This window comes from Rhodobacteraceae bacterium M382, assembly GCA_025141015.1.
GTDB classification, from domain to species: Bacteria; Pseudomonadota; Alphaproteobacteria; order Rhodobacterales; family Rhodobacteraceae; genus Aliisedimentitalea; species Aliisedimentitalea scapharcae.
This window is the reverse complement of the sequence record CP081098.1, coordinates 2,392,447-2,414,796: the sequence shown is the minus strand read 5'-3', so window position 1 is coordinate 2,414,796 and position 22,350 is coordinate 2,392,447. Positions and strand designations below refer to the sequence as shown.

Genomic DNA, 22,350 nt, shown 5'->3' with positions numbered 1-22,350 from the left:
ATGGCCCCAACAACCGCCTTTCAATGGATTTCCACATTTCTGGACGCCCAGGCCGCCGAACAGGGGGCCGCACAGAATACCTTGCTGGCCTATGGGCGTGATCTCAAAGACTACGTTGGATGGCTGGAGCGCAACGGGCATGATGTCGCCACCGCCCATCGCGACACGGTCGAATCCTATCTGATTGACTGCGATGCACAGGGGCTGTCGAAATCCACCCGCGCGCGCCGCCTGTCGGCAGTCAAGCAGCTCTATCGCTTTGCCTTTGAAGAAGGCTGGCGCACAGACAACCCGACCATTCAAATCAGCGGCCCGGGACGCGAAAAACGGCTCCCCAAAACGCTGGAAGTGATCGAAGTCGATCGCCTGCTGGACGCTGCGCGTCAGACAGGGCGCACACAGGCGGACCGCCTGCGCAACACCTGCCTGATGCAGTTGCTGTATGCCACCGGAATGCGCGTCACGGAATTGGTGTCCCTGCCCGTGTCTTCGGCGCGAGGCGACCCGCGCATGTTGCTGGTACAGGGCAAAGGCGGCAAGGAACGGATGGTGCCGTTGTCACCACCGGCCCGCGATGCGTTGGCAGAATGGCTGAAAGCGCGTGACGAAATCGAATCCGATCGAGACACCAAAGGTTTGGCAACGTCCCGGTTCCTGTTCCCTTCGCGTGGCAAAAGCGGATACCTGACCCGACATCGGTTCTATCTGCTGATCAAGGAACTGGCCGTTGCGGGGGGCGTATCCCCGGACAAGGTCACCCCCCACACACTGCGCCATGCCTTTGCGACGCATCTGCTGGCCAATGGAGCCGATCTGCGTGCGATCCAGACATTGCTGGGGCATGCGGATATTGCCACCACGGAAATCTACACTCATGTTCTGGACGCGCGTCTGAGCGAACTGGTTCTGCAGCACCATCCACTAGCAGGGCCTCGGGCCGCTCCGGCTGAGGATGACGACAGCTGACCCCAGCCCTGCGTCTGCGGGATGTCCGAGACTTGAACCCTGCCCGCTTCGCCCCCATAACCAATGACAGAATTTACATAAACCCGGACCAGATGGACCTGATATGGAAACCGCTTCGACCCTTTTGGACAGCACGTTTTGGATCACGGCAGGAATTATCCTGCTGTTGCTGGTGTTGTCCGGCTTTTTCTCCGGCTCGGAAACCGCACTGACCGCGGCATCGCGGGGCAAGCTGCGCACTCAGGCTGACAAGGGATCGCGTGGGGCCAAACGGGCCTTGTTGATCACCGAAGACAATGAACGCCTGATCGGCTCTGTTCTGTTGGGCAACAACCTGGTGAACATTCTGGCTGCCTCTCTGGCCACTGCCATGTTCACACGCGCTTTTGGCGAAAGCGGTGTGGCATTGGCCACGCTGGTGATGACCCTGCTCGTCTTGATCTTTGCCGAAGTGCTGCCCAAGACATATGCCATCACCAACGCCGAAAAAACCGCCTCGTTCGTGGCCCCGATCATTGGTGTGGTGGTCATGGTTTTTTCGCCCTTTGTCGCCGTGGTCCGCCAAATCGTGCGCGGCGTGTTGCGCATATTCGGCGTGCGTATCGACCCCGACAGCCAGATGCTGTCCGTGCACGAGGAAATAGCCGGTGCTTTGCAGTTGGGCCATTCCGAAGGCATCGTCGAGAAAGAAGACCGGGACCGGATCCTGGGCGCGCTGGATCTGGGGGATCGCACCGTCGAAGAGATCATGTTGCACCGTTCCAACATTGAAATGGTCGATGCCGACGCCGAACCCGAAGCAATCCTGAAACAATGTCTGGAAAGCCCCTATACACGCCTGCCCGTGTTCCGCCAGGAACCGGAGAATATTGTTGGCGTTGTTCACGCCAAGGATCTGTTCCGCGCCATGTACGACCAGGCGGGCGGCAGCAATGGCGACCCGGCACGCCTGCAAAGCTTTGACATCACCAAGGTCTCCAAAGATCCGTATTTTGTTCCCGAAACCACCACATTGGATGAACAGATGCGCCAGTTCCTGCGCATCCGGTCGCATTTTGCCCTGGTGGTGGACGAATATGGCTCGCTCCAGGGGTTGATCACGCTCGAAGACATTCTGGAAGAGATCGTCGGCGAAATCACCGACGAATTCGATCCTGCCGCCGAATTGCAGGTGACCAAAGGCGAGGACGGTAATTTTCTTGTTGATGGCACGATGACAATTCGCGACCTGAACCGGGCGACAGACTGGTCTTTGCCAGATGAAGAAGCCAATACCATCGCCGGTCTGGTGATCCACGAAGCGCAGATGATCCCGATCCCGGGACAGGTGTTTTCCTTCCACGGGTTCCGGTTCGAAGTGACCGCGCGCGCCGGAAACCGGATCACTGGCCTCAAGATCCGGCCTCTTTGAGAATGGGGCGTTGGTTTTCGGCCGTCTTTGTCGATCTGGCACGACAGATGCGCTGGTCGTTTCTGCCACCGCTGATGATTTACTTTGCCGCTGGAGCACAGGGGCTGACCAGCGTCGTCAGCACCTTTTATGTCAAAGAATACCTGGATCTTTCAGCGGCCTTTCTCGCCGGGCTCGCCTTTTGGACTGGTCTTCCCTGGGCGCTGAAAATGCCGTTGGGGCATCTGGTGGATCTGTTCTGGCGTTGGAAATCGCTTTTGATCCTGGCAGGAGCCGGATTGATGGCTGGCAGCTATGCGATTATGGTGGCACTGCTGACCCTCCCCGACATGATGGGGGCGATCATGTCAGCCAACGCCTGGTTCATTACTGCTCTGTTGCTGGCACCCTGCGGGTTTGTCATTCAGGACGTGGTCGCCGACGCCATGTCGGTCGAGGCCGTGCCACATCGTGACATTGACGGCAGGCTCCTGACATCGGAAACCACACGCGCCCTGCATACCACCATGCAGACTTTGGGCCGGATCGCGTTGATCGCCGGATCCAGCGCCGTTGCCGCTGTCAATGTGGTGTTGTTTGACGGGGTCGAAGCCCTGCCCCAAATCGACAAGGGCGCGGCTTATGCCGGGATCTATACGCTGGCCTTGCTTATTCCCTGTGTGTCGCTGAGCGGTGTCGCCTTGGCGCTTTGGCAAAAACACACCGCCAAAAGAACCCTGCGTGCACAAGGGCTTGCACCGGGACAAATCCACAGCCGGCTCGACCCGCCGCGCGATCCGGTCACGCCCAACTGGTGGTATTTCATTGGTGGTGCCGTGTTTGTCGCCCTGTCACTCTCGGTGGGTCTTGGTGACGTTCCCTATTCCCAGGAGATCATCTTTGCCGGGTCCATGACCGTTGTCCTGTTGTTGATGCGTCAGCTGGTGGCTGTGTTGGACCCTGGTCAGGCGCGGGCGCTGATCGGCACCGCCATCATCATTTTTGTCTATCGCGCCGTACCCCTGCGCGGACCAGGTGCCACCTGGTTCGAAATTGATGTGCTGGGGTTTGATCAGCAGTTCCTGTCGGTCCTGTCCCTGATCACCGCATTGCTGACCCTGGCGGGGATGATCGTCTTGCGCCCGATGATGGCCAGCCGGACCATAGTCTGGATCATCCTGCTGCTGACGGTGGCCGAAGGCATTCTGGCGCTGCCGAACATCGGCCTGTATTATGGTGTGCACCATTGGACCGCTGATCTGACGGGTGGCATTGTCGATGCGCGGTTCATTGCGCTGGTGGACACGGCCGCAGAATCGCCTTTGGGACAGGTGGCGATGATCCCGATGCTGGCCTGGATCGCCCGCAATGCACCCGGCAATCTCAAGGCGACATTCTTTGCGGTCATGGCCTCTTTCACCAATCTGGCACTCTCTGCATCCAGCCTGGGCACGCGCTATCTGAACGAGATATTTGTGATCACCCGCGAGGTGCAAACCGATGGCATCATCACCACACCAGCCGATTACAGCCAGCTTGGCGCCCTGTTGATCACAGCCGCAGTGGTGTCGGTCCTCGCGCCATTGATCGCCATCGTGATCGTTCAGAACACCCCCCTTCGCACATCGGACTAAAGCCGGTTTTCTTTGACAGATTGCCCCACTGCGTTACGCTTTGAACCACGTTTTCAGTGTTCATTGTCCGGAGAAATCGCTTTGCCCCGTTTGAAACAGAAATTGGCCGATCCATCCCTTCGCCTCAGCTCGGTTCTATGTACCATCCCCTCGGCCACCGTCACCCAGGCCTTGGCCGCCAGTGGCATTGACAATGTGATCATCGACCTGGAGCACGGTGCGGTCGATTATGGGTCCGCCCACGCCATGATCGCCGCCACAGCCGGAACAGAGTGTGCCCCACTGGTGCGGGTCGCCCAGAATGAAACCAACCAGGTCAAACGGGTGTTGGATCTGGGCGCCGAAGGGATCGTGTTTCCCATGATCCGCACCGCCGACGACGCCCGAAATGCCGTAGCCAGCCTGAAATACGCTCCCGATGGTACCCGGGGCTTTGGCCCGTTTCTGGCGCAATCGCGTTGGCAGACCAACCTGTCGGACTATCCTGCCCAAGAGCAGGATCAGTTGGTTTGCTGCCTGTTGGTTGAAACCGCCGAAGCGGTCGAAAACATCGAAGAGATCTGTGCCGTACCCGGGATCGACGTCTTGATACCGGCACAATTCGATCTGAGCACCGATCTGGGTGTCATGGGCCAATTCGATCACCCCATCTTTCAGGCCGCATTGGCCAGGGTCGAGGCCGCCGGACATGCGGCGGGGCTTCCCCTGGGCAATGTTGCGATGTCCCGGGACCATGCTGACACGCTGTTTGCACGCGGGTATCGTCTGATTGCCAATTTCGACATCTTGTGGCTGCGCCAAAAGGCTGCAGAAATGAATTCCTGGTGTGAAGATCAAAAATAACGACATATGTTGTCGTTTTTGTGCCTGACTACTGGGCACATATGTCTAGGGTGATCCTGGTATCAAATTTCGGAGGATTCCATGAAAACCACCACCCGTGTGGCTGTTATTGGCGGCGGCGTTGTCGGCGCTTCGGTTCTGTATCACCTGACCAAATTGGGTTGGTCGGACGTCATGTTGATTGAACGCTCCGAATTGACGTCGGGGTCGACCTGGCACGCGGCGGGTGGCTTTCACACCCTGAACGGCGACACCAATATGGCCGCGCTTCAGGGATATACCATCAAGCTGTACAAGGAATTGGAAGAGATCACCGGCATGTCCTGTGGCCTGCACCATGTTGGCGGCGTGACCCTGGCCGACAACCAGGAACGGTTCGACATGCTGCTGGCCGAACGGGCCAAGCACCGGTTCATGGGGCTGGAAACGGAAATCGTCACCCCCGAAGAGATCAAGAAGATCGCACCGGTGACCAATGTCGATGGCATCCTGGGCGGTCTCTATGATCCGCTGGATGGGCATCTGGACCCGTCGGGAACGACCCACGCCTATGCCAAGGCCGCGCGCATGGGTGGCGCCACTATCCAGACCCACACCAAGGTCGTTGAAACCAACCAACGCCCCGATGGCACCTGGGATGTGGTCACCGACAAAGGCACCATCCACGCCGAACATATCGTCAACGCCGCTGGTTTGTGGGCGCGCGAAGTTGGTGCCATGGCCGGTGTTTACCTGCCCCTGCACCCGATGGAACACCAGTATATCGTCACCGACGAAGTACCGATGATTGCCGAGATCATCGACGCAGGTGGCGAACACCCCCATGTGATGGATCCCGCTGGAGAAAGCTATCTGCGCCAGGAGGGTCGCGGCCTGTGTATCGGGTTCTACGAACAGCCCTGCAAACCTTGGGCTGTCGATGGCACACCCTGGGATTTTGGTCATGAATTGTTGCAAGACGACTTTGATAAGATCGAAGAATCCATTGATTTTGCTTACAAACGCTTCCCCGCGCTCGAGGCTGCTGGTGTCAAATCGGTGATCCACGGCCCCTTCACCTTTGCCCCTGATGGCAACCCGTTGGTCGGTCCGATTCCGGGACTGCGCAACTATTGGTCGGCCTGTGGCGTCATGGCCGGGTTCAGCCAGGGCGGCGGCGTCGGCCTGATGCTGGCGCAATGGATGGTCGAAGGCGAATGCGAGCGCGACACCATCGCCATGGACGTCGCCCGGTTTGGCGACTGGATCACCCCCGGCTATACCCTGCCCAAGGTGGTTGAAAACTATCAGAAGCGGTTCTCGGTCGCCTATCCGAACGAAGAACTGTCCGCAGCCCGCCCGTTCCGCACCACGCCGATGTACGACATCTTTGATGGTATGGGCGCTGTCTGGGGCCAGCAATTTGGGCTGGAGGTTGCGAATTACTTCGCCGAAGGCGACGAACCGCGTTATGAAACCCCGTCCTTCCGCCGCTCCAACGCCTTTGACGCCGCCGCGCGCGAAGTCAAAGCGGTGCGCGAGGCCGTTGGCATCAACGAAACCCACAATTTCGGAAAATACCTGATCCGCGGTGAAGGCGCACGGGCGTGGCTGGACCGGATCATGGCCGGACGTGTCCCGAAACCGGGCCGTCTGTCTCTGACGCCCATGTTGTCCCCCAAAGGCCGCCTGATCGGTGATTTCACCATCTCGTGCCTGTCGGAAACCGAATTCCAACTGACCGCGTCCTATGGGTCGCAGGCCTATCACATGCGCTGGTTCCTGCAGAACAAGGATCCAGTAGCGGATCGTGGCCTGCGGATCGAAAATATCTCGGACACCCGCAACGGGTTCCAGATCGCTGGGCCCAAAGCACGGGAGGTGCTGCAGGCCTGCACACGGGCCGACATTTCAGACATGAAGTTCATGGATGTACGTCGACTTGTCGTGGGTATGGCCGACTGTATCGTCCAGCGGGTCTCCTATACCGGAGATCTCGGCTACGAGATCTACTGCGACCTGACCTCGCAACGCGCGCTGTGGGATGTATTGTGGACCGCGGGCCAGCCGCATGGCATGAAACCCTTTGGTATGCGGGCGATGATGTCGCTGCGTCTGGATAAATTCTTTGGCTCCTGGCTGTCGGAATTTTCGCCGGACTACACGGCGGCAGAAACCGGGCTTGATCGGTTTATCAGTTTCAAAAAGAACGTTGATTTCATTGGCCGTGCCGCCGCCGAAGCGGAACGCGATGCGGGGTCCGCGCGCACGCTGTGCGCCTTGGAAGTCGATGCCACCGACGCGGATGTGAATGCCTATGAGCCGATCTGGCTTGATGGCGAGGTGGTCGGTTTTTGCACCTCCGGGGGGTATTCGCATTATGCGGGCAAATCCATCGCCCAAGGGTTCGTCCCAACGGATCGCGCGGTCGAAGGTCTGGAAGTCGAGATTGAAATTCTTGGCAAAATGCACAAGGCCCGTCTGATCATCGAACCACTGTTTGATATCGATGGTGCCCGCATGCGCGGATAAACGACGGGCACCCGGCCCAAGGCGTTGACAAATGCCTTGGGCACCCGGTTTCGAACCCGGGACCAAGCGGCGCTCAAGTCGTTTTCGCGCTGGTCAAATGGGTTTCACCCCGTCACTCTGGACTGGTGCGTTCAAACCCGAGACCATCAAGATGCAGACTATTGCCATCCTTCTCCTGGCCGCAGGACGATCCTCGCGTATGCGGGGACAGGACAAATTGGCGGAACAGATCGAAGGGCAACCCCTGCTGACTCAGATGTGCAGGCGGGCCAAGGCGACGGGTCTCACCGTTTACGTCACCTTGCCTGATCCGGCCCACCCGCGTGTGTCCCTGATCTGTGAAGCGACGCCAATCTGGGTGCCTGATGCCGATGAAGGAATGGCGGCATCGATCCGGCGTGGCGTTGCTGCGCTGCCTGATACGGTGGAAGCAGTCATGATCCTGCCTTCGGACATGCCTGAGCTAACAGCACAGGATCTTTTGACGATCGCAGAGCACCACACAGACAAAAGTCGGACCATCCTGCGAGCCACTGCTCAGAACGGCACGCCGGGCCACCCGGTTCTGTTTCCAAGGGCGTATTTCTCTGCGCTACAATCCCTGTCCGGGGATCAGGGCGCACGACCCGTGCTGCGCATGGGACCGGTCACGCCAATTGCCCTACCTGCACAACACGCCCTTACCGATCTCGACACGCCCGAAGCCTGGGACGCATGGAGAAAACAGCGCTAGCATCGATTTCAATCCGATGTCCCACAGACCGTGCTCAGCCGTCCGAAACGCCGGCTTCGGCAAACGTGGCCATGCCACTGTGACAAGCGATCGCGCCCTTTAGAACCTGGATCGCCAGCGCAGCCCCGGATCCTTCGCCCAATCGCAAACCCAGCGACAGCATCGGTTCCTTGCCCAAGGCAGACAGCAGTTTGGAGTGGGCCCCTTCGGCGCTTTGGTGACCGGCCACACAATGATCCAAAGCCCCATCAGCCGAACGGGCCAGACAGGCAGCGGCCGCCGTGCAAATGAACCCATCCAGGATCACCGGAATACGCAACACCCGCGCCGCTGCAATGGCTCCGGCCATCGCCGCGATTTCACGCCCTCCCAAACGCGCCAACGCGTCCAGGCCGTCCTGAATGTCACCGCTGTGCCGGGCAACACCTTCGGCAACAACTCGGGTCTTGTTCACAAGCCCCGCATCATCAACCCCCGTGCCCCGTCCGGTCCAGTCGCCAGCATCGCCCCCAAAGAGGACACAGGCCAGGGCGGCCGCCGGCGTGGTGTTGCCAATTCCCATCTCACCGACCACCAAAAGATCAGCCTGCGGATCGACAGCCTTCCACCCGGTCTGCACTGCGGCCAGCAATTCATCCGGGCTCATCGCGGGGGCCTGGGTGAAATCCGCTGTGGGCCGGTCCAGCTCCAACGCATGCACATCCATGCGCGCGCCGGCGAGTTTGGCCAATTGATTGATTGCCGCTCCGCCATGTTGGAAATTCATGACCATCTGAACCGTGACTTCGGGGGGAAAGGCAGAAACCCCTTGCGCCGTCACACCGTGGTTGCCGGCAAAGACAATCACCTGTGGAGACCGGATCTCAGGGCGTGGCGTGCCGCGCCATCCCGCATACCAAATCGCCAGATCCTCGAGCCGCCCCAACGCGCCCGGCGGTTTTGTCAGCTGCCCGTTGCGTTCCTCTGCGCCGCTGGTCGCTTCGGTATCTGCACCCGGAGCGTCGTTCAGCAAAGTGCGAAAGTGGTCGAGATCGGTAAGCTCTGGCAGCATGGAAAGCCTCATTGCATTGGGTATGACTCCGGTGTTTAAGCCGGGTTTATCCGTGTTTAAACAATGATGCCCCATCCGCAAGACCTGCAAGAGGCCCGGCAATGCGCAAAAACGACACAAGGCACTTTTCTCTGCGAGATATCCAGTTGGCCCTGGTTCTGTTGACACGGCTGCCCCTCCTGAAGATGCCCCCTGATGCCTTTCTGCGTCAGGCACATGCGGTCTGGGCCTTCCCGCTGGTCGGGATCTGTGTCGCAGGTTGTGCCGCTGTGGCAGGCGGTATGACCACCGCGGCTGGCCTGCCATCAACCGTGACGGCCGGCGTTTTCCTCTGCGTTCAGATCCTGATCGGCGGTGCCATGCACGAAGACGGTCTGGCCGATACAGCGGATGGGTTCTGGGGTGGGTTCACCCGGGAACGGCGGCTCGAAATCATGAAAGACAGCCACATCGGCACCTATGGGGTGCTTGCCTTGATTGTGTCTGTCGGGCTGCGGTGGGCGACGCTGGCTGCGCTGCTGCCGATCTCGGGCTTTGCGCCCGTTCTGGCAGTGGCCGCCCTGTCGCGCGCGGCAATGCCGGTCATGATGATCGCGTTGCCCAACGCCCGAAGCACTGGTTTGTCGCAGTCCGTCGGGCGCCCGCCCCTGCGGTCTGTCCTGGTCGGTGGCCTTATCGCATCGGGGATCAGCCTGCTTATTCTAGGATTGAGTGTGACCCTGGTACTGTCCACGATCGGAATTGCCCTGTTGCTAGGACTTGCCGGTCTCGCCCAGGTCAAAATCAAGGGTCAGACCGGCGACATTCTAGGGGCTACTCAACAGGTTTTGGAACTTGCCCTGTTGATCGGATGCCTCGCACTGATTTCTATCTGATAAACGTCGCGCCGGATACGTGCGACAGCGTTGGGGCTGGTTTGATGGTCGCCTCGTCGGGGCCATTTGTCATTTTGAGCGCCCCCATTGGTCCCCACCAACGGTGTAAGACGCGACACCACAGCGTTCGTCCAACAGTCGCCCGGTTGACCTGACATCGACTCGGCCCTTTCAAACAGAAAAAGGGCCAAGCCTGGCGGTTTGCCGGCTTGGCCCTTTTGGGTCTGTTTTGCGATCCACAAAGGTAGAGAGGCGATTCAGACTGACACGACTGTCGCCCCCACCTGTGGCGCTAGGGGTTAGGCTGCTGCTGCTGCACGCGAAGTCAGAACCTCATCAACCTGTTTGGCCGCAGAGATTTCGTCGTCACCAGAAACGGCTGCCACTTCCCGAGTCAGACGCTCCAGCGCCGCTTCATACAGCTGACGCTCGGAATAGCTTTGCTCACGCTGATCGTCGGTGCGGTGCAGGTCGCGGACAACTTCAGCGATGGAAATCAGATCACCGGAGTTGATCTTTTGTTCGTATTCCTGTGCGCGACGCGACCACATGGCCCGCTTGACCTTGGCCTTGCCCTTGAGCGTTTTCATCGCCTGGTTGATGACATCCGGCGAGCTGAGGCTGCGCATGCCAATTTCTGTGGCTTTGTTCGTGGGCACCCGCAGGGTCATCTTGTCCTTTTCAAAGGTGATGACGAACAGTTCCAGCTTGAAGCCGGCGACTTCCTGCTCCTCGATCGAAATGATCTGGCCCACGCCATGCGCCGGATAAACCACATATTCGTTAGGGCGGAAATCGAGCTTCTTGGATTTGGTCATTCAGGTCTTTCCTTGCATCATGGTCATTGTCCCACTCGGTCCGGGGCCGCAGGCGACAAACCCGCCATTCGGAACCAATCATCAGTCCCGTCTGTCAGGGTCTTCGCAAAAAAAAAGCCACCCCTAGCGCGAGTTTCGGCGGGGTGTGAACCGATCAGAGATGGTATTTACGCAGCCAATATAGCACAAATTACACCCCTTCGAAAGCGGACGTTAGGTAAACCGGGGCATTTCTATGTGAAATCAACGTCATACACCCCAAATTCCAATATGGATTCAGGGTATATCACAGCGCCTGCACAGGATGTGCGAATCAGATCAGCCGCCTTCGCCCGGCGCTTCGGAAAAGATCGATTCCAGCTTGCCCTCTTCGCCGTCGCGCGCTTCGGCGTCGGGCAGCGGATCCTTCTTGGACACGATCACCGGCCACAGTTCCGAATACTTGCGGTTGAATTCAACCCATTTATCCATATCCGGCTCTGTGTCGGGGCGGATGGCATCAGCCGGGCATTCGGGCTCGCATACGCCACAGTCGATACATTCGTCCGGATGGATCGCCAGAAAGTTCTCGCCTTCATAAAAACAATCCACCGGGCACACTTCGACACAGTCGGTGTATTTGCAGCCGATGCAGTTATCCGTAACGACATAAGTCATGAGCCAAGTCCCGTAATCATGGTTTGAGCGCCTAGCTAAATCAGACTGCGCGCCACTTCAAGATGTCATGGCCGCCCATCACGTCGGGAAAGATCGAGCGCACGACGTTCTTTCTTGTCCGGGCGACCTTTTCCTTCGTATCTGGGATTTTGCGGAGTTTTTTCCTGTTTTGGTGTGCGATCCAGGTATAACTCTTGGGCTTCGGGCGCGGGTCCGCGTCGCGTTCCCACTGCTTTGACCTCGACCACGCGGATCACATTTCCTTGAGCAAAGGTCAAAACGTCCCCCGGCCCAACGGATTGGGCCGGTTTCAGTGTTTTGCTACCATTCAGGCGGACATGGCCACCGCTGACCTGTTTTGCGGCCAGGCTGCGGGTTTTGTAAAACCGCGCATGCCACAGCCACTTGTCTATCCTCAGCTTTGGAGCGGCTTCGGACATGGTTCAGGTCACTTGCTGTCCTTCAACCCCATCAGCGCAGCGGCGAATGGGTTGTCGGGATCGATGGCCTTTTCCTTCTTGGGTGGACGCGACGAGAATGTCTTGGCCCCCTGCTGTTGCGGGCGGCCTCCCTTGCGGCCCTGCGGTTTACCATCAGGTTTGCCACCACGGGGGCGACCTTTGCCTTGTGGTTTGTTCCCGGCACCTTTACCGGCGCCAGCCGCATCACGACGCTGGCCACGTGGGTTGCCGCCCTGACGGGTCCGACCCCAGGTGAAGGTATAGAACACTTCGATCTCAGGTTCGGCCGGTTTGGCGGCTTCGGCCTGGTTTTCGACCGAAGGTTCACCCGGTGCCTCGGGTTCCGCAGGCGCAGCTTCGGCGGCCTCCGCTTCGACAGGTGCGGTTTCGGCAGGAGTGTCAGCCGGTGCGGCGGCGTCAGCCTCGGATGTCGCGTCAGCTGCGGTCTGTTCAGTGCTCTCAGGAGCAGCTTCGACAGGTGCGGCTTCAGCGGCCTTAGCTTCGACAGGAGCGGCCTTCACCTTTTCCCGCTCGCCCTTTTCAGCGCGATATCCCAGCCCCTGCATCAGGTCGGCGAATTGTTCCAACGTCATGCCGGTGATCGACAGCATGTCGGGCTTGGCCTCAAACCCGCCACGGCTGTCTTCGGTGCGCAACATGTCGGCCAGACGTTCCAGCATGTCGATACGGATCGCCCGTTCGCCGGCAACGCGATAGCCGCTCATGGTGTCATAGCCCTTGGGACCATCGGCAACGGAAGGAACCGTAACCAGACCCGGGGGTGGCGATTCGGGAAAGATGTCCAAACCCTGAACCAGCGACCACAGAACCAAACGCAACCGGGTCGGCGCGGGCTTCAACAGCAACGGCATAAAGATGGTGAACTGACCAAACCGGATCCCGTGTTTGCGCAAGGCTGCACGGGCGTCCTGGTCCAGGTCCTTGACCTCCTGCGCAATGTCGGCGCGGGGCAAAACGCCCAGTGCCTCGACCATGCGGAAGGCGAACCCACGTGCCAGACCGGTCAGCGCCTCGTCTTTTTCAAGGTTCTGCAACGGTTCGAACAGCGCCGCGATCTTGCGCGAGATAAAGTGCTGCAGACGGCGCTCCACCTTCTGTGCAACATCTTCGCCCGCAGCCTCGTCCACAAAGACGTCGATCTGGGGTTTCAGCGCGTCAGGGCCAGCAACCAGCTTGCCCACCGCATGTTCGCCCCACATCAGGCCACCCTGTTCGGTGAAATCGATTTCGGTATCTGGTGCGTTATAGAATCGATCGGCACGCAGATGGAATTGCGGTGCCAATGCCTGCAAAGACGCCGATTTCAAGGCTTTTGCCTCGGCCCCTTGTGCAGATTTGTCCGGGCTAAACCGGAACCCTTCCAACCGACCGACGAATTCTCCTTCGACGGTCACTTCACCCTTGTCATTTACTTCGGCCAAAAGGGCCTCCTTCTGTTTGAGCCGCCGCAACAACACTGAGGTGCGCCGGTCCACAAATCTCTGAGTCAGACGCTCATGCAAGGCATCTGACAACCTGTCTTCTACAGCGCGTGTTTCATTACGCCAATGGCTTTCGTCACGAACCCAACCGTTCCGTTGCGCGACATATGTCCACGTGCGGATAAATGCCAATCTTTTCGACAATGTGTCGATATCACCGTCCTTGCGGTCGATCTGCTTGATCTGGCGTGCTATCCAATCGTCAGGAATCCCGCCACGCTGATGCAGATGGTCATAAATGATCCCCAAAAGGTTGGAATGTTCACCTGCACTGATCCCGCGAAAATCCGGGATTCGGCAAACATCCCACAAAAGCCGGACCGACGTTCCATCGCTGGCACGGGCCATCACATTTGTTTCGCGCGACAGCAGTTTCAGAGCTCGCAGATCGTCGGCCTCGCGGGCTTTGGTCAGATGGTCGCCGGTGGGGACTGCTTCCAGCGAGCCGATCAGCGCCTCGATCGATCCGAACTGAAGCGCGTTGGACCGCCAGTTCAGCTTCTTCAACGGGGTAAACCGATGCTCCATGATCGCCTCGGCCAGCCCATCGTCCATGGGACGCGCCTCGCCCGTGACGCCAAAGGTGCCGTCCGACATACCGCGCCCTGCCCGGCCAGCGATCTGGGCCAGCTCATTGGCCGCCAATGGGCGCATCCGGCGCCCGTCAAATTTGCTGGTCGAAGAAAACGCCACATGATCAATGTCCAGGTTCAGCCCCATGCCGATGGCATCTGTGGACACCAGATAATCGACCTCGCCGTTCTGGTAGAGCGCCACCTGAGCATTGCGGGTACGCGGGCTGAGCGCCCCCATGACCACGGCTGCGCCCCCCTTTTGGCGGCGGATCAATTCGGCGATGGCATAGACGTTGTCGACCGAAAACCCGACAATGGCGCTGCGGGCCGGCATGCGCGAGATCTTCTTGGACCCGGTATAGACCAGCTGCGACATCCTGTCGCGACGCAGAAATTCCACATGTGGTACCAGCGCCGAAATCGGGCCGCGCATGGTGTCAGAGCCCAGAAACAGCGTCTCATGGGTGCCGCGTGCCCGCAACAACCGGTCGGTAAAAACATGTCCGCGTTCCGGGTCGGCGCAGAGTTGAATTTCATCAATGGCCACAAAATCAGCGCCCATGCCATCTGGCATCGCTTCGACGGTGCAGACCCAATATTGGGTTCGCGGCGGCACGATGCGCTCCTCTCCGGTGACCAGCGCCACAACGGATGGGCCGCGAATGGCAACAATCCGGTCATAGACCTCACGCGCCAAAAGGCGCAGCGGCAGACCGATGACACCAGTGCGGTATCCCAACATCCGTTCGATGGCATAGTGGGTCTTGCCTGTATTGGTCGGCCCCAAAACGGCTGCGATTCGCGAAGATCCGGTCATGATTGCCCCTGATGTCCCCGTCCTGATTGCTCAGGCAAAAGGTGGCCTACAATTCTTCGCCTTCAACCTCGGGCTTCAGGCGTTCCAGGGCTTTGGTTACTTCGTCGTGATGGGGATGTATAGCCTGAGCCCGGGAATAGGCGGCATGGGCGCGCGAACTGTCACCGAACTGCTCAAATATTACTCCCAGACCAAAAATCGCATCGTAATTGTTGGGGTTCAGAAACAGCGCACGTTCCAGATCAGCCAAAGCCGGGCCAATCAGCCCGGAGTCGTAAAAGGCAGATGCTCGTGCATTCCATCCCTCGGCAAAATCCGGTGCGTGATCGGTCAAGGCCGTGAAATGTTCAATCGCTTCGCGGGTGTCGCCCCGTTCCAAGGCATCACGCCCCCGTTTCAACAGCAGATTCATCGCTGGCGAACCGCTGTTGCCCCACAGCGCCTTCAGCTCACGCTCCAGTCCGATGGCCTCCTTGGGGTCTGACTGAGCCAGTTCAGCCAAAAGATCGGCCTCGTATTCAGCAAAAACCTGCGTTCCACCCGAAATTGTGAGCACAATGACGGTTGCCGCCACGATACCTTTGAGATTTGTTAGCCGTATATCCATGTTAGGCGTCACTGTAGCGTGAAATGCACCAAAATCCAGTCACGGATCTGTGCCTCTACACTGCTGACAAACCAGAGGAATGAGATGAGCGATATTCTTGAACAGGCCGCAGCCGAACTGAACGAAAAGATCAGCGCCAGCGGTTTTGACGCGTCGGCGAAATTTGCCATTGCAGATCTGGGCGCCATTGTGCTGGATGCCAATGGGGCGCGGGTCAGCGACGATGATGCAGATGTCACGCTGAGCGCGGATACCGAAACCTTTCAGGCGATCCTGACCGGAGAGCTGAACCCGACCAGCGCATTTATGACCGGCAAGCTGACGGTTGACGGTGATATGGGCATCGCGATGCAGCTTGCTTCGGCGCTTGCCTGATGACTGCGTCACCGGCTCCTTTCTTTGCTGATGTGGCCGGTGGCCCCGACGGTGGATGTGCGTCCTGGGTGAAAACATCTGACGGCGTGCGGATCCGCGTTGGGGCCTGGACCCCGGAAAACGCGGATCAGGGCACGGTCCTGATGTTTCCCGGGCGCACGGAATATATCGAAAAATACGGGGATTTTGCGCGCGAAATGGCCCTGCGCGGGTTTGCAACGCTGGCTGTTGACTGGCGCGGCCAGGGGTTGGCGGATCGGCTGTTGCCCGATCGCAATCTGGGTCACGTAAAGCAATTCTCTGATTACCAGCAGGACGTGACAGCCGCCCTGGACTGGGCCACGGAGCTGCAATTGCCCCGTCCCTGGCATCTGGTTGGCCATTCCATGGGCGGTGCCATCGGATTGCGCGCGCTGTATGAGGGGCTCCCGGTTGCCTCTTGCTGTTTCTCGGCACCCATGTGGGGCATTCAGATGTCCGCTGCCATGCGTCCGCTGGGCAATTTCATGACAGCCTTTGGTCCTATGATTGGTATAGGGAATCGTCTTGTTCCCACGACCTCCAGACAGGCGTACGTCCTGTCAAACCCGTTCGAAGACAATACGTTGACAACCGATCCTCACATGTTTGCCATGATGCAGACCCAGCTCAAATCGCATCCGGATCTGGTGCTGGGCGGACCGACCATCCGTTGGTTCAGCGAAGGCGTTCGCGAATGCCGTGCCTTGGCGAAACGGCCAGCGCCCGAGATGCCCTGCCTGACGTTTCTGGGGAGCAACGAACGGATCGTTGACACAGGTGCAATTCACCACCGCATGAACAGTTGGGCCAAGGGCACGCTGGATCTGATCGCCGGCGGCGAACACGAAGTCATGCTCGAAACGCCAAAGATGCGACAGCCGATCTTTGACAAGATGGCCGCGCATTTCACCGCATACGGTCAATCCTGACCGCCGCGATGGATCGTGCAGTCTATCCTGCAATTGTGGCCCTTCCCCCGCTTGTGATCTCCTGGAGCCCGACATAGATGTTGGGCAACAATCAGATGAGGTAATCCATGTTCCAGCTTCCCTTTCCCGTTCGCGACGCCAATGCGAGCTCAGGCTCTGACGGTCTCGGCAGTCTGCCCGAATGGGATCTGAGCGACCTGTACCCCGGTGAAGACGCCCCGGAGCTGACCCGTGATCTCGAATGGCTGGAATCGGAATGTTCCGCGTTTGCAGTGGATTACGAAGGAAAGCTCGCAGATTTGAATGCGGATGGCTTGCTGAACTGTGTGCTGCGAAACGAAAAGATCAACGCCATTGCCGGACGCATCATGTCCTATGCAGGCCTGCGCTATTACCAGCTGACAACAGATGCGGACCGGGCCAAATTCCTGTCCGACATGCAGGAGAAGATCACTATCTTCACCACCCCGCTGGTGTTCTTTACGCTGGAACTCAACCGGATCGAAAACGATGTTCTGGCCGCTCATTTCGCCAGCAACACTGATCTGGCCCGCTATGAACCCGTATTTCGCCGCATCCGCGCCATGAAGCCTTATCAGCTCAGCGACGAACTGGAGAAATTCCTGCACGATCTGGGCGTTGTTGGTGATGCGTGGGAGCGGTTGTTCGACGAAACCATCGCCGGGCTCGAATTCACCGTTGATGGCGAGACACTGAACATCGAAGGCACGCTGAACCTGCTCACAGAACAGGACCGCAGCAAACGCGAAGCCGCCAGCCGCGAATTGGCACGGGTGTTTCAGGACAACATCAAAACCTTTGCCCGGGTGCACAATACCCAGGCCAAGGAAAAGGAAATCCTGGATCGCTGGCGCGGTATGCCGTCGGCGCAAATGGGGCGCCATTTGTCCAATGACGTGGAACCCGAAGTGGTCGAAGCGCTGCGCGAAGCGGTTGTTGCCGCCTACCCCAAGCTGTCGCATCGCTACTATGAGTTGAAGCGAAAATGGCTGGGTCTGGACGTCATGCAGGTCTGGGACCGCAATGCGCCGCTGCCTATGGAAGACAGCCGTGTCGTTGGCTGGGACGAGGCCGAAAAGCTGGTGATGGATGCGTATTCGGCTTTTGACCCGCGTATGGGCGAAATCGCGGCTCCGTTCTTTTCGAAGGGATGGATTGATGCCGGCGTGAAACCGGGCAAGGCACCAGGTGCGTTCGCCCACCCGACCGTCACCGACGTGCATCCCTATGTGATGCTGAATTACCTGGGCAAACCGCGCGATGTGATGACATTGGCCCATGAACTGGGCCATGGTGTCCACCAGGTTCTGGCCGCAGATCAGGGCGAAATGCTGTCGTCTACGCCGCTGACATTGGCTGAAACTGCCTCTGTTTTTGGTGAAATGCTGACGTTCCGCAAAATGTTGGATGCGGCCGAAACCCAGGAGCAGCGCAAGATCCTGTTGGCGGGCAAGGTCGAGGACATGATCAACACGGTTGTGCGTCAGATCGCCTTTTATGACTTTGAATGCAAATTGCATGCTGCCCGGTCGGACGGCGAACTGACCCCGGATGACATCAATGCATTGTGGATGTCAGTACAGGCGGAATCCTTGGGCGAAGCGTTCGAATTCATGGAAGGCTATGAAACCTTCTGGGCCTATATCCCGCACTTTGTCCATTCACCGTTTTATGTCTACGCCTATGCGTTCGGCGACGGCTTGGTGAACGCCTTGTATTCGGTTTATGCCTCGGGTGCCGAAGGGTTCGAGGACAAGTATTTCGACATGCTGCGCGCAGGTGGATCGATGCACCACAAGGAACTGTTGGCCCCCTTTGGTCTGGATGCGTCGGATCCGACGTTCTGGGACAAAGGGTTGTCGATGATTTCAGGGTTCATTGACGAACTGGAAGCGATGGAAGACTGATCATTCAAACAAACCTGCAAGCGTCCTTGTTGGGCGCTTGCACAGTTTGGAAATGACTATCACACCCGCAGCTCATGCGACGACAGCTGAGTTTCCGGTCAAAACGCTCCCAAACGATTAGCGACGCCAAAAATCATTGGCTTGAGCAACGGTCTGAAAATTCGTGGCCACGACGTGAGACGACATGATCAGACTGTCAGCATTATTTGCATACTCGGGGCGCATTCGTCCGCGGGCTGCATCATCCGGTTGCGTCATTTTTACCGCCATCCGGGACATTTTTATAGCAAGTTCATAACCTTGCTCAGGTGTATCGGTGATGAGTGTCGGTAACCAGGACATGACTTCCTCCAATTAAATCGTGCACGATTATTTTCGACCAACAACTAAATAATTTTGTCATGCGCTGTCAATCTGCTAAAATCGTGGACGATCTAATCTGCACGTAATTAACCGAGTCCGAATGTCACATCCTCTTCCTGAATACGCCGATGACATGTTTTGTTTTGCGACCTACAACGCAGCGCACGTCATAAACAGGGCCTATACGCCCCTGCTGAAACCTCTTGGGCTCACCTATCCACAATATATTACCCTGACCCTGTTATGGGAAACCGACGGGCAAAGCGTCGGCCAGCTGGCCAAGCAGTTGATGATGGAATCCAGCACACTGACGCCATTGATCAAACGGCTGGAGTCCTTGAGCCATGTGTCGCGCCACCGTGGCCTCCAGGACGAACGTCAGGTTTTTGTGCGTCTGACACAGAGCGGGCGCGAGCTGAAACACCACGCGGCAGACATTACTGCCTGTATGATCGCAGGAACTGGGATGAAAATCGAGGACCTTCAGTCGCTCGTATTTGGATTGCGGAAACTGACCCAGAATCTGGTCGCAGCGCAGGACAACAGATCCAAATAGACAAATGAATTGCAGCTATTCCCCCGGAGTCATGACCAAGCCTGATCCTATTTTAGCTGACTATCCTTGGATCCACGCCGATTGATACCCCCACGCGCCTGAACGCTGGCGTCGCGTTCCTGCATGCACTCAATGCACAGCTTTACACCGGGGATGGCCTGACGGCGGGCTTCGGGGATCGGTTCCTCGCATTCGGCACAATGGCTCAGGCTCGCCCCCACGGGGCGTTTGGCCGCCTGCATCCGGGCCAATTCGTCCGAGATCGACGCCTCGATCTGTTCGCTCACCGCCCCATCCCGGGCCCATCCACCTGCCATAACATCCTCCGGACATAACCTGCACCGATCACGCAATTTAGCGTTGCGATCCCAAGTTGCAAAGGGGTAGCGACGTTATGCTTTGTCGGATCCGGCCACTCCCCTAGCCTGACACCGAGGCAGATCAAGGAATAGGTACATGCGCAGGATTGGAAAATGGCTGGGCCGACTGATGGCGGTGATCCTCTTGCTGGCAGGAGTTTTTTTCGCCTTTGCCCCCGGTTACGTTGAACGCAGCCGAAATGTCGTCAAACCACATGATCCTTACCCGATCTCCACGTCGGCACAGGCCCTGCACGACAGTATGGTGATCGGGGACTGGCACGCCGACCCGCTGCTGTGGAACCGGGACCTGACCCAACGCGGTACCAGGGGACAGGTCGATATCCCACGTCTCATCGAAGGCAACGTCGCATTGCAGGTTTTTACTGCGGTGACCAAATCCCCTGCCGGTCAGAATTACGATCACAATGAAACCGATGCGATGGACAACATTACCCTGTTGGCTGTTGGCCAGCTGTGGCCGATACGCACCTGGGGGTCCCTGTTGCAACGCGCATTGTATCAGGCCGAACGCCTGGCGGATTTTGAAACCCGATCGGGCGGAACCTTGCGAATTCTAAGATCGCGGTCAGATCTGGAAGCTCTGTTGCACGACCGCGAACAAGGCCAGCAAGTGGTCGGTGGCATTCTGGGCACCGAAGGTGCCCATCCGCTGGAGGGGAAGATCGAAAACCTGCAAACGCTTGAGGATGCCGGGTATCGCCTGATTGGGCTGCACCATTTTTTTGACAATGCGTTGGGCGGCTCGCTGCACGGGAATGGCAACACCGGCCTTTCGGATTTTGGACGCGACGTGGTCCGGCAGGTGGTGGATCGCGGGTTGATTCTGGATATCGCCCATTCCAGCCCCCAGGTGGCCCGCGATGTTCTAGGGATGACTGACATACCCATCGTCGTCAGCCACACCGGCGTGTATTCGCATTGCCCGGTGAAACGCAATTATCCAGATGATTTGATGCGCCAGATCGCAGCCACAGGCGGCGTGATCGGTATTGGGTACTGGGCAGATGTCACCTGTGACGACACTCCGGTCGGGATTGCCAAAACCATCAAAACTGCAATTTCGGTCGTGGGCGAAGATCACGTTTCGCTTGGGTCGGATTTCGACGGCTCTGTCGCTACCCGATTTGATACATCAGAGCTGGCGGCGCTGACCCAGGCAATGTTGGATCAGGGGATGAGCGACACCCAGATCCGCAAAGTCGCAGGTCAAAATATGGTTCGGGTCCTGATGGCCCGACTCAAATAGCAGTCTGCATCAAAAAAGCCCCGGATTTTTGTCCGGGGCTTTGGGGTGTTCAGGCTTCCTGCGGTCAGGCCGACGTCAACATACCTTTGGCCTGCGCAAGCTCGCGCATCTTCTTTTGCAGTTTTTCAAAGGCCCGGACCTCGATCTGACGGATCCGTTCGCGGCTGACATTATACTGCGTGCTCAATTCTTCGAGCGTTTGCGGCTTTTCGGCCAGGCGGCGCTGGGTCAGAATATCCTTTTCCCGATCATTCAGAACAGAAAGCGACTGTGCCAACAGTTCGCGGCGCGCGTCCAGCTCGTCTTTGGCCTCGTAATCACCCGCCTGATCCGCATCCTCGTCTTCCAGCCAGTCCTGCCATTGCATGGCGCTGTCGCCTTCGGAGCCGACCATGGCGTTCAGCGACGCATCGCCACCGGACATCCGCCGGTTCATGCTGATCACTTCGGCTTCGGTCACACCCAAATCGGTTGCGATCCGTTTGACCGACTCGGGGCGCAGATCGCCTTCTTCCAAGGCACCAATCTTGGCCTTGGCTTTGCGCAGGTTGAAAAACAGCTTCTTCTGGGCACTGGTTGTCCCCATTTTTACCAGCGACCAGGACCGCAGGATATATTCCTGGATCGACGCCCGGATCCACCACATGGCATAGGTGGCCAGTCGGAAACCGCGTTCGGGGTCAAACCGTTTTACGGCCTGCATCAACCCGACATTCGCCTCGGAAATCACTTCGGCCTGCGGCAACCCATAGCCGCGATAGCCCATCGCAATCTTGGCGGCGAGCCGCAGGTGTGATGTCACCATCTTGTGCGCAGACTGGGTGTCCTGTTCTTCGACCCAGCGTTTTGCCAGCATGTATTCCTCTTCCGGCTCCAGCAGCGGAAACTTGCGGATCTCCTGCATATAGCGATTCAATCCACCTTCCGGTGTCGGCGCAGGCAGGTTTGCATAATTGGCCATTCGGCTGTCCCTCCCAATGTTTAAGGACTTAACATCATTCCATATGGGTCAGCAATTCGCCCCTTTCAAGGGGTGGTACCAGTATTGCGTTAAAGAAAAATTAGGAAAAGGCACACATCCAAACCTCGCGCAGATGTGCGTTTGGTTA

The 22,350-nt window shown here is 58.1% G+C and carries 21 protein-coding genes; 12 read left to right on the top strand and 9 right to left on the bottom strand.

From position 1 onward, the window contains the following. The 6 genes from K3727_11265 to K3727_11240 all read left to right on the top strand — a co-directional run bounded on the left by K3727_11265 (position 1) and on the right by K3727_11240 (position 8,077). Entirely contained in the window at positions 1–966 is a 966-nt protein-coding gene (locus K3727_11265; GenBank protein UWQ89409.1) for a tyrosine recombinase, read from the top strand. Positions 967–1,069: 103 nt separating this feature from the next. Then, positions 1,070–2,377 carry an HlyC/CorC family transporter gene (locus tag K3727_11260; GenBank protein UWQ89408.1) on the top strand — a complete coding sequence of 436 codons (1,308 nt, stop codon included), beginning with the start codon at positions 1,070–1,072 and terminating at the stop codon, positions 2,375–2,377. Between the two features lie 2 nt (positions 2,378–2,379). Beyond that, positions 2,380–3,990 (top strand): hypothetical protein, encoded by a 1,611-nt coding sequence (locus K3727_11255; protein ID UWQ89407.1) that lies wholly within the window; start codon positions 2,380–2,382, stop codon positions 3,988–3,990. Positions 3,991–4,071: 81 nt separating this feature from the next. Then, positions 4,072–4,833, top strand: coding sequence for a hypothetical protein (locus tag K3727_11250; GenBank protein ID UWQ89406.1), 762 nt, complete (start codon positions 4,072–4,074; stop codon positions 4,831–4,833). 81 nt (positions 4,834–4,914) lie between these two features. Then, positions 4,915–7,344 (top strand): FAD-dependent oxidoreductase, encoded by a 2,430-nt coding sequence (locus K3727_11245; GenBank protein UWQ89405.1) that lies wholly within the window; start codon positions 4,915–4,917, stop codon positions 7,342–7,344. A gap of 151 nt (positions 7,345–7,495) precedes the next feature. Beyond that, positions 7,496–8,077 carry a nucleotidyltransferase family protein gene (locus K3727_11240; protein ID UWQ89404.1) on the top strand — a complete coding sequence of 194 codons (582 nt, stop codon included), beginning with the start codon at positions 7,496–7,498 and terminating at the stop codon, positions 8,075–8,077. A 34-nt stretch (positions 8,078–8,111) separates the two neighbouring features. On the opposite strand, the gene cobT is transcribed toward K3727_11240, so the two are convergent. Continuing rightward, positions 8,112–9,128 carry a nicotinate-nucleotide--dimethylbenzimidazole phosphoribosyltransferase gene (gene cobT, locus K3727_11235; protein ID UWQ89403.1) on the bottom strand — a complete coding sequence of 339 codons (1,017 nt, stop codon included), beginning with the start codon at positions 9,126–9,128 and terminating at the stop codon, positions 8,112–8,114. Between the two features lie 101 nt (positions 9,129–9,229). Here cobT and K3727_11230 point away from each other — a divergent pair, with 101 nt between their 5' ends. Continuing rightward, positions 9,230–10,003: an adenosylcobinamide-GDP ribazoletransferase gene (locus K3727_11230; GenBank protein UWQ89402.1), complete on the top strand. Its 774-nt coding sequence runs from the start codon at positions 9,230–9,232 to the stop codon at positions 10,001–10,003. Positions 10,004–10,302: 299 nt separating this feature from the next. Here K3727_11230 and K3727_11225 read toward each other — a convergent pair whose 3' ends face one another. The 5 genes from K3727_11225 to K3727_11205 all read right to left on the bottom strand — a co-directional run bounded on the left by K3727_11225 (position 10,303) and on the right by K3727_11205 (position 15,440). Continuing rightward, the gene (locus K3727_11225) at positions 10,303–10,821 is read right to left on the bottom strand and encodes a CarD family transcriptional regulator (protein ID UWQ89401.1); all 519 of its coding nucleotides are present in this window, start codon (positions 10,819–10,821) and stop codon (positions 10,303–10,305) included. Positions 10,822–11,139: 318 nt separating this feature from the next. Next, positions 11,140–11,478 (bottom strand): ferredoxin family protein, encoded by a 339-nt coding sequence (locus K3727_11220; protein UWQ89400.1) that lies wholly within the window; start codon positions 11,476–11,478, stop codon positions 11,140–11,142. 65 nt (positions 11,479–11,543) lie between these two features. Next, on the bottom strand, positions 11,544–11,918 hold the full coding sequence (locus K3727_11215; GenBank protein ID UWQ89399.1) for an RNA-binding S4 domain-containing protein: 375 nt from the start codon (positions 11,916–11,918) through the stop codon (positions 11,544–11,546). Between the two features lie 8 nt (positions 11,919–11,926). Next, positions 11,927–14,833 (bottom strand): disulfide oxidoreductase, encoded by a 2,907-nt coding sequence (locus K3727_11210; protein ID UWQ89398.1) that lies wholly within the window; start codon positions 14,831–14,833, stop codon positions 11,927–11,929. A 46-nt stretch (positions 14,834–14,879) separates the two neighbouring features. Beyond that, complete coding sequence (locus K3727_11205) at positions 14,880–15,440, bottom strand: tetratricopeptide repeat protein (protein ID UWQ89397.1); 561 nt, start codon at positions 15,438–15,440, stop codon at positions 14,880–14,882. Between the two features lie 84 nt (positions 15,441–15,524). Between K3727_11205 and K3727_11200 the strand changes: the two genes are divergently transcribed. The 3 genes from K3727_11200 (at position 15,525) to K3727_11190 (ending at position 18,693) form a co-directional block, all read left to right on the top strand. Beyond that, positions 15,525–15,815 (top strand): SCP2 sterol-binding domain-containing protein, encoded by a 291-nt coding sequence (locus tag K3727_11200; protein ID UWQ89396.1) that lies wholly within the window; start codon positions 15,525–15,527, stop codon positions 15,813–15,815. Further along, the gene (locus K3727_11195) at positions 15,815–16,765 is read left to right on the top strand and encodes an alpha/beta hydrolase (protein ID UWQ89395.1); all 951 of its coding nucleotides are present in this window, start codon (positions 15,815–15,817) and stop codon (positions 16,763–16,765) included. The genes K3727_11200 and K3727_11195 overlap by 1 nt, the downstream gene beginning before the upstream one ends. A 107-nt stretch (positions 16,766–16,872) precedes the next feature. Further along, positions 16,873–18,693, top strand: a complete 1,821-nt coding sequence (locus K3727_11190) for a M3 family oligoendopeptidase (protein ID UWQ89394.1) — start codon at positions 16,873–16,875, stop codon at positions 18,691–18,693. A gap of 117 nt (positions 18,694–18,810) precedes the next feature. Here the strand turns inward: K3727_11190 and K3727_11185 are convergent, their stop codons facing one another. Next, a complete protein-coding gene (locus K3727_11185; protein UWQ89393.1) occupies positions 18,811–19,035 on the bottom strand; it encodes a hexameric tyrosine-coordinated heme protein in 225 nt (74 codons plus the stop codon). 154 nt (positions 19,036–19,189) lie between these two features. Here K3727_11185 and K3727_11180 point away from each other — a divergent pair, with 154 nt between their 5' ends. Further along, entirely contained in the window at positions 19,190–19,612 is a 423-nt protein-coding gene (locus tag K3727_11180; protein ID UWQ93351.1) for a MarR family transcriptional regulator, read from the top strand. 47 nt (positions 19,613–19,659) lie between these two features. Here K3727_11180 and K3727_11175 read toward each other — a convergent pair whose 3' ends face one another. Then, positions 19,660–19,929 carry a DksA/TraR family C4-type zinc finger protein gene (locus K3727_11175; protein ID UWQ89392.1) on the bottom strand — a complete coding sequence of 90 codons (270 nt, stop codon included), beginning with the start codon at positions 19,927–19,929 and terminating at the stop codon, positions 19,660–19,662. A gap of 139 nt (positions 19,930–20,068) precedes the next feature. Between K3727_11175 and K3727_11170 the strand changes: the two genes are divergently transcribed. Beyond that, positions 20,069–21,241, top strand: coding sequence for a membrane dipeptidase (locus tag K3727_11170; GenBank protein UWQ89391.1), 1,173 nt, complete (start codon positions 20,069–20,071; stop codon positions 21,239–21,241). 64 nt (positions 21,242–21,305) lie between these two features. Here K3727_11170 and rpoH read toward each other — a convergent pair whose 3' ends face one another. Continuing rightward, positions 21,306–22,202, bottom strand: a complete 897-nt coding sequence (gene rpoH, locus K3727_11165) for an RNA polymerase sigma factor RpoH (protein ID UWQ89390.1) — start codon at positions 22,200–22,202, stop codon at positions 21,306–21,308. Positions 22,203–22,350 lie beyond the last annotated feature (148 nt).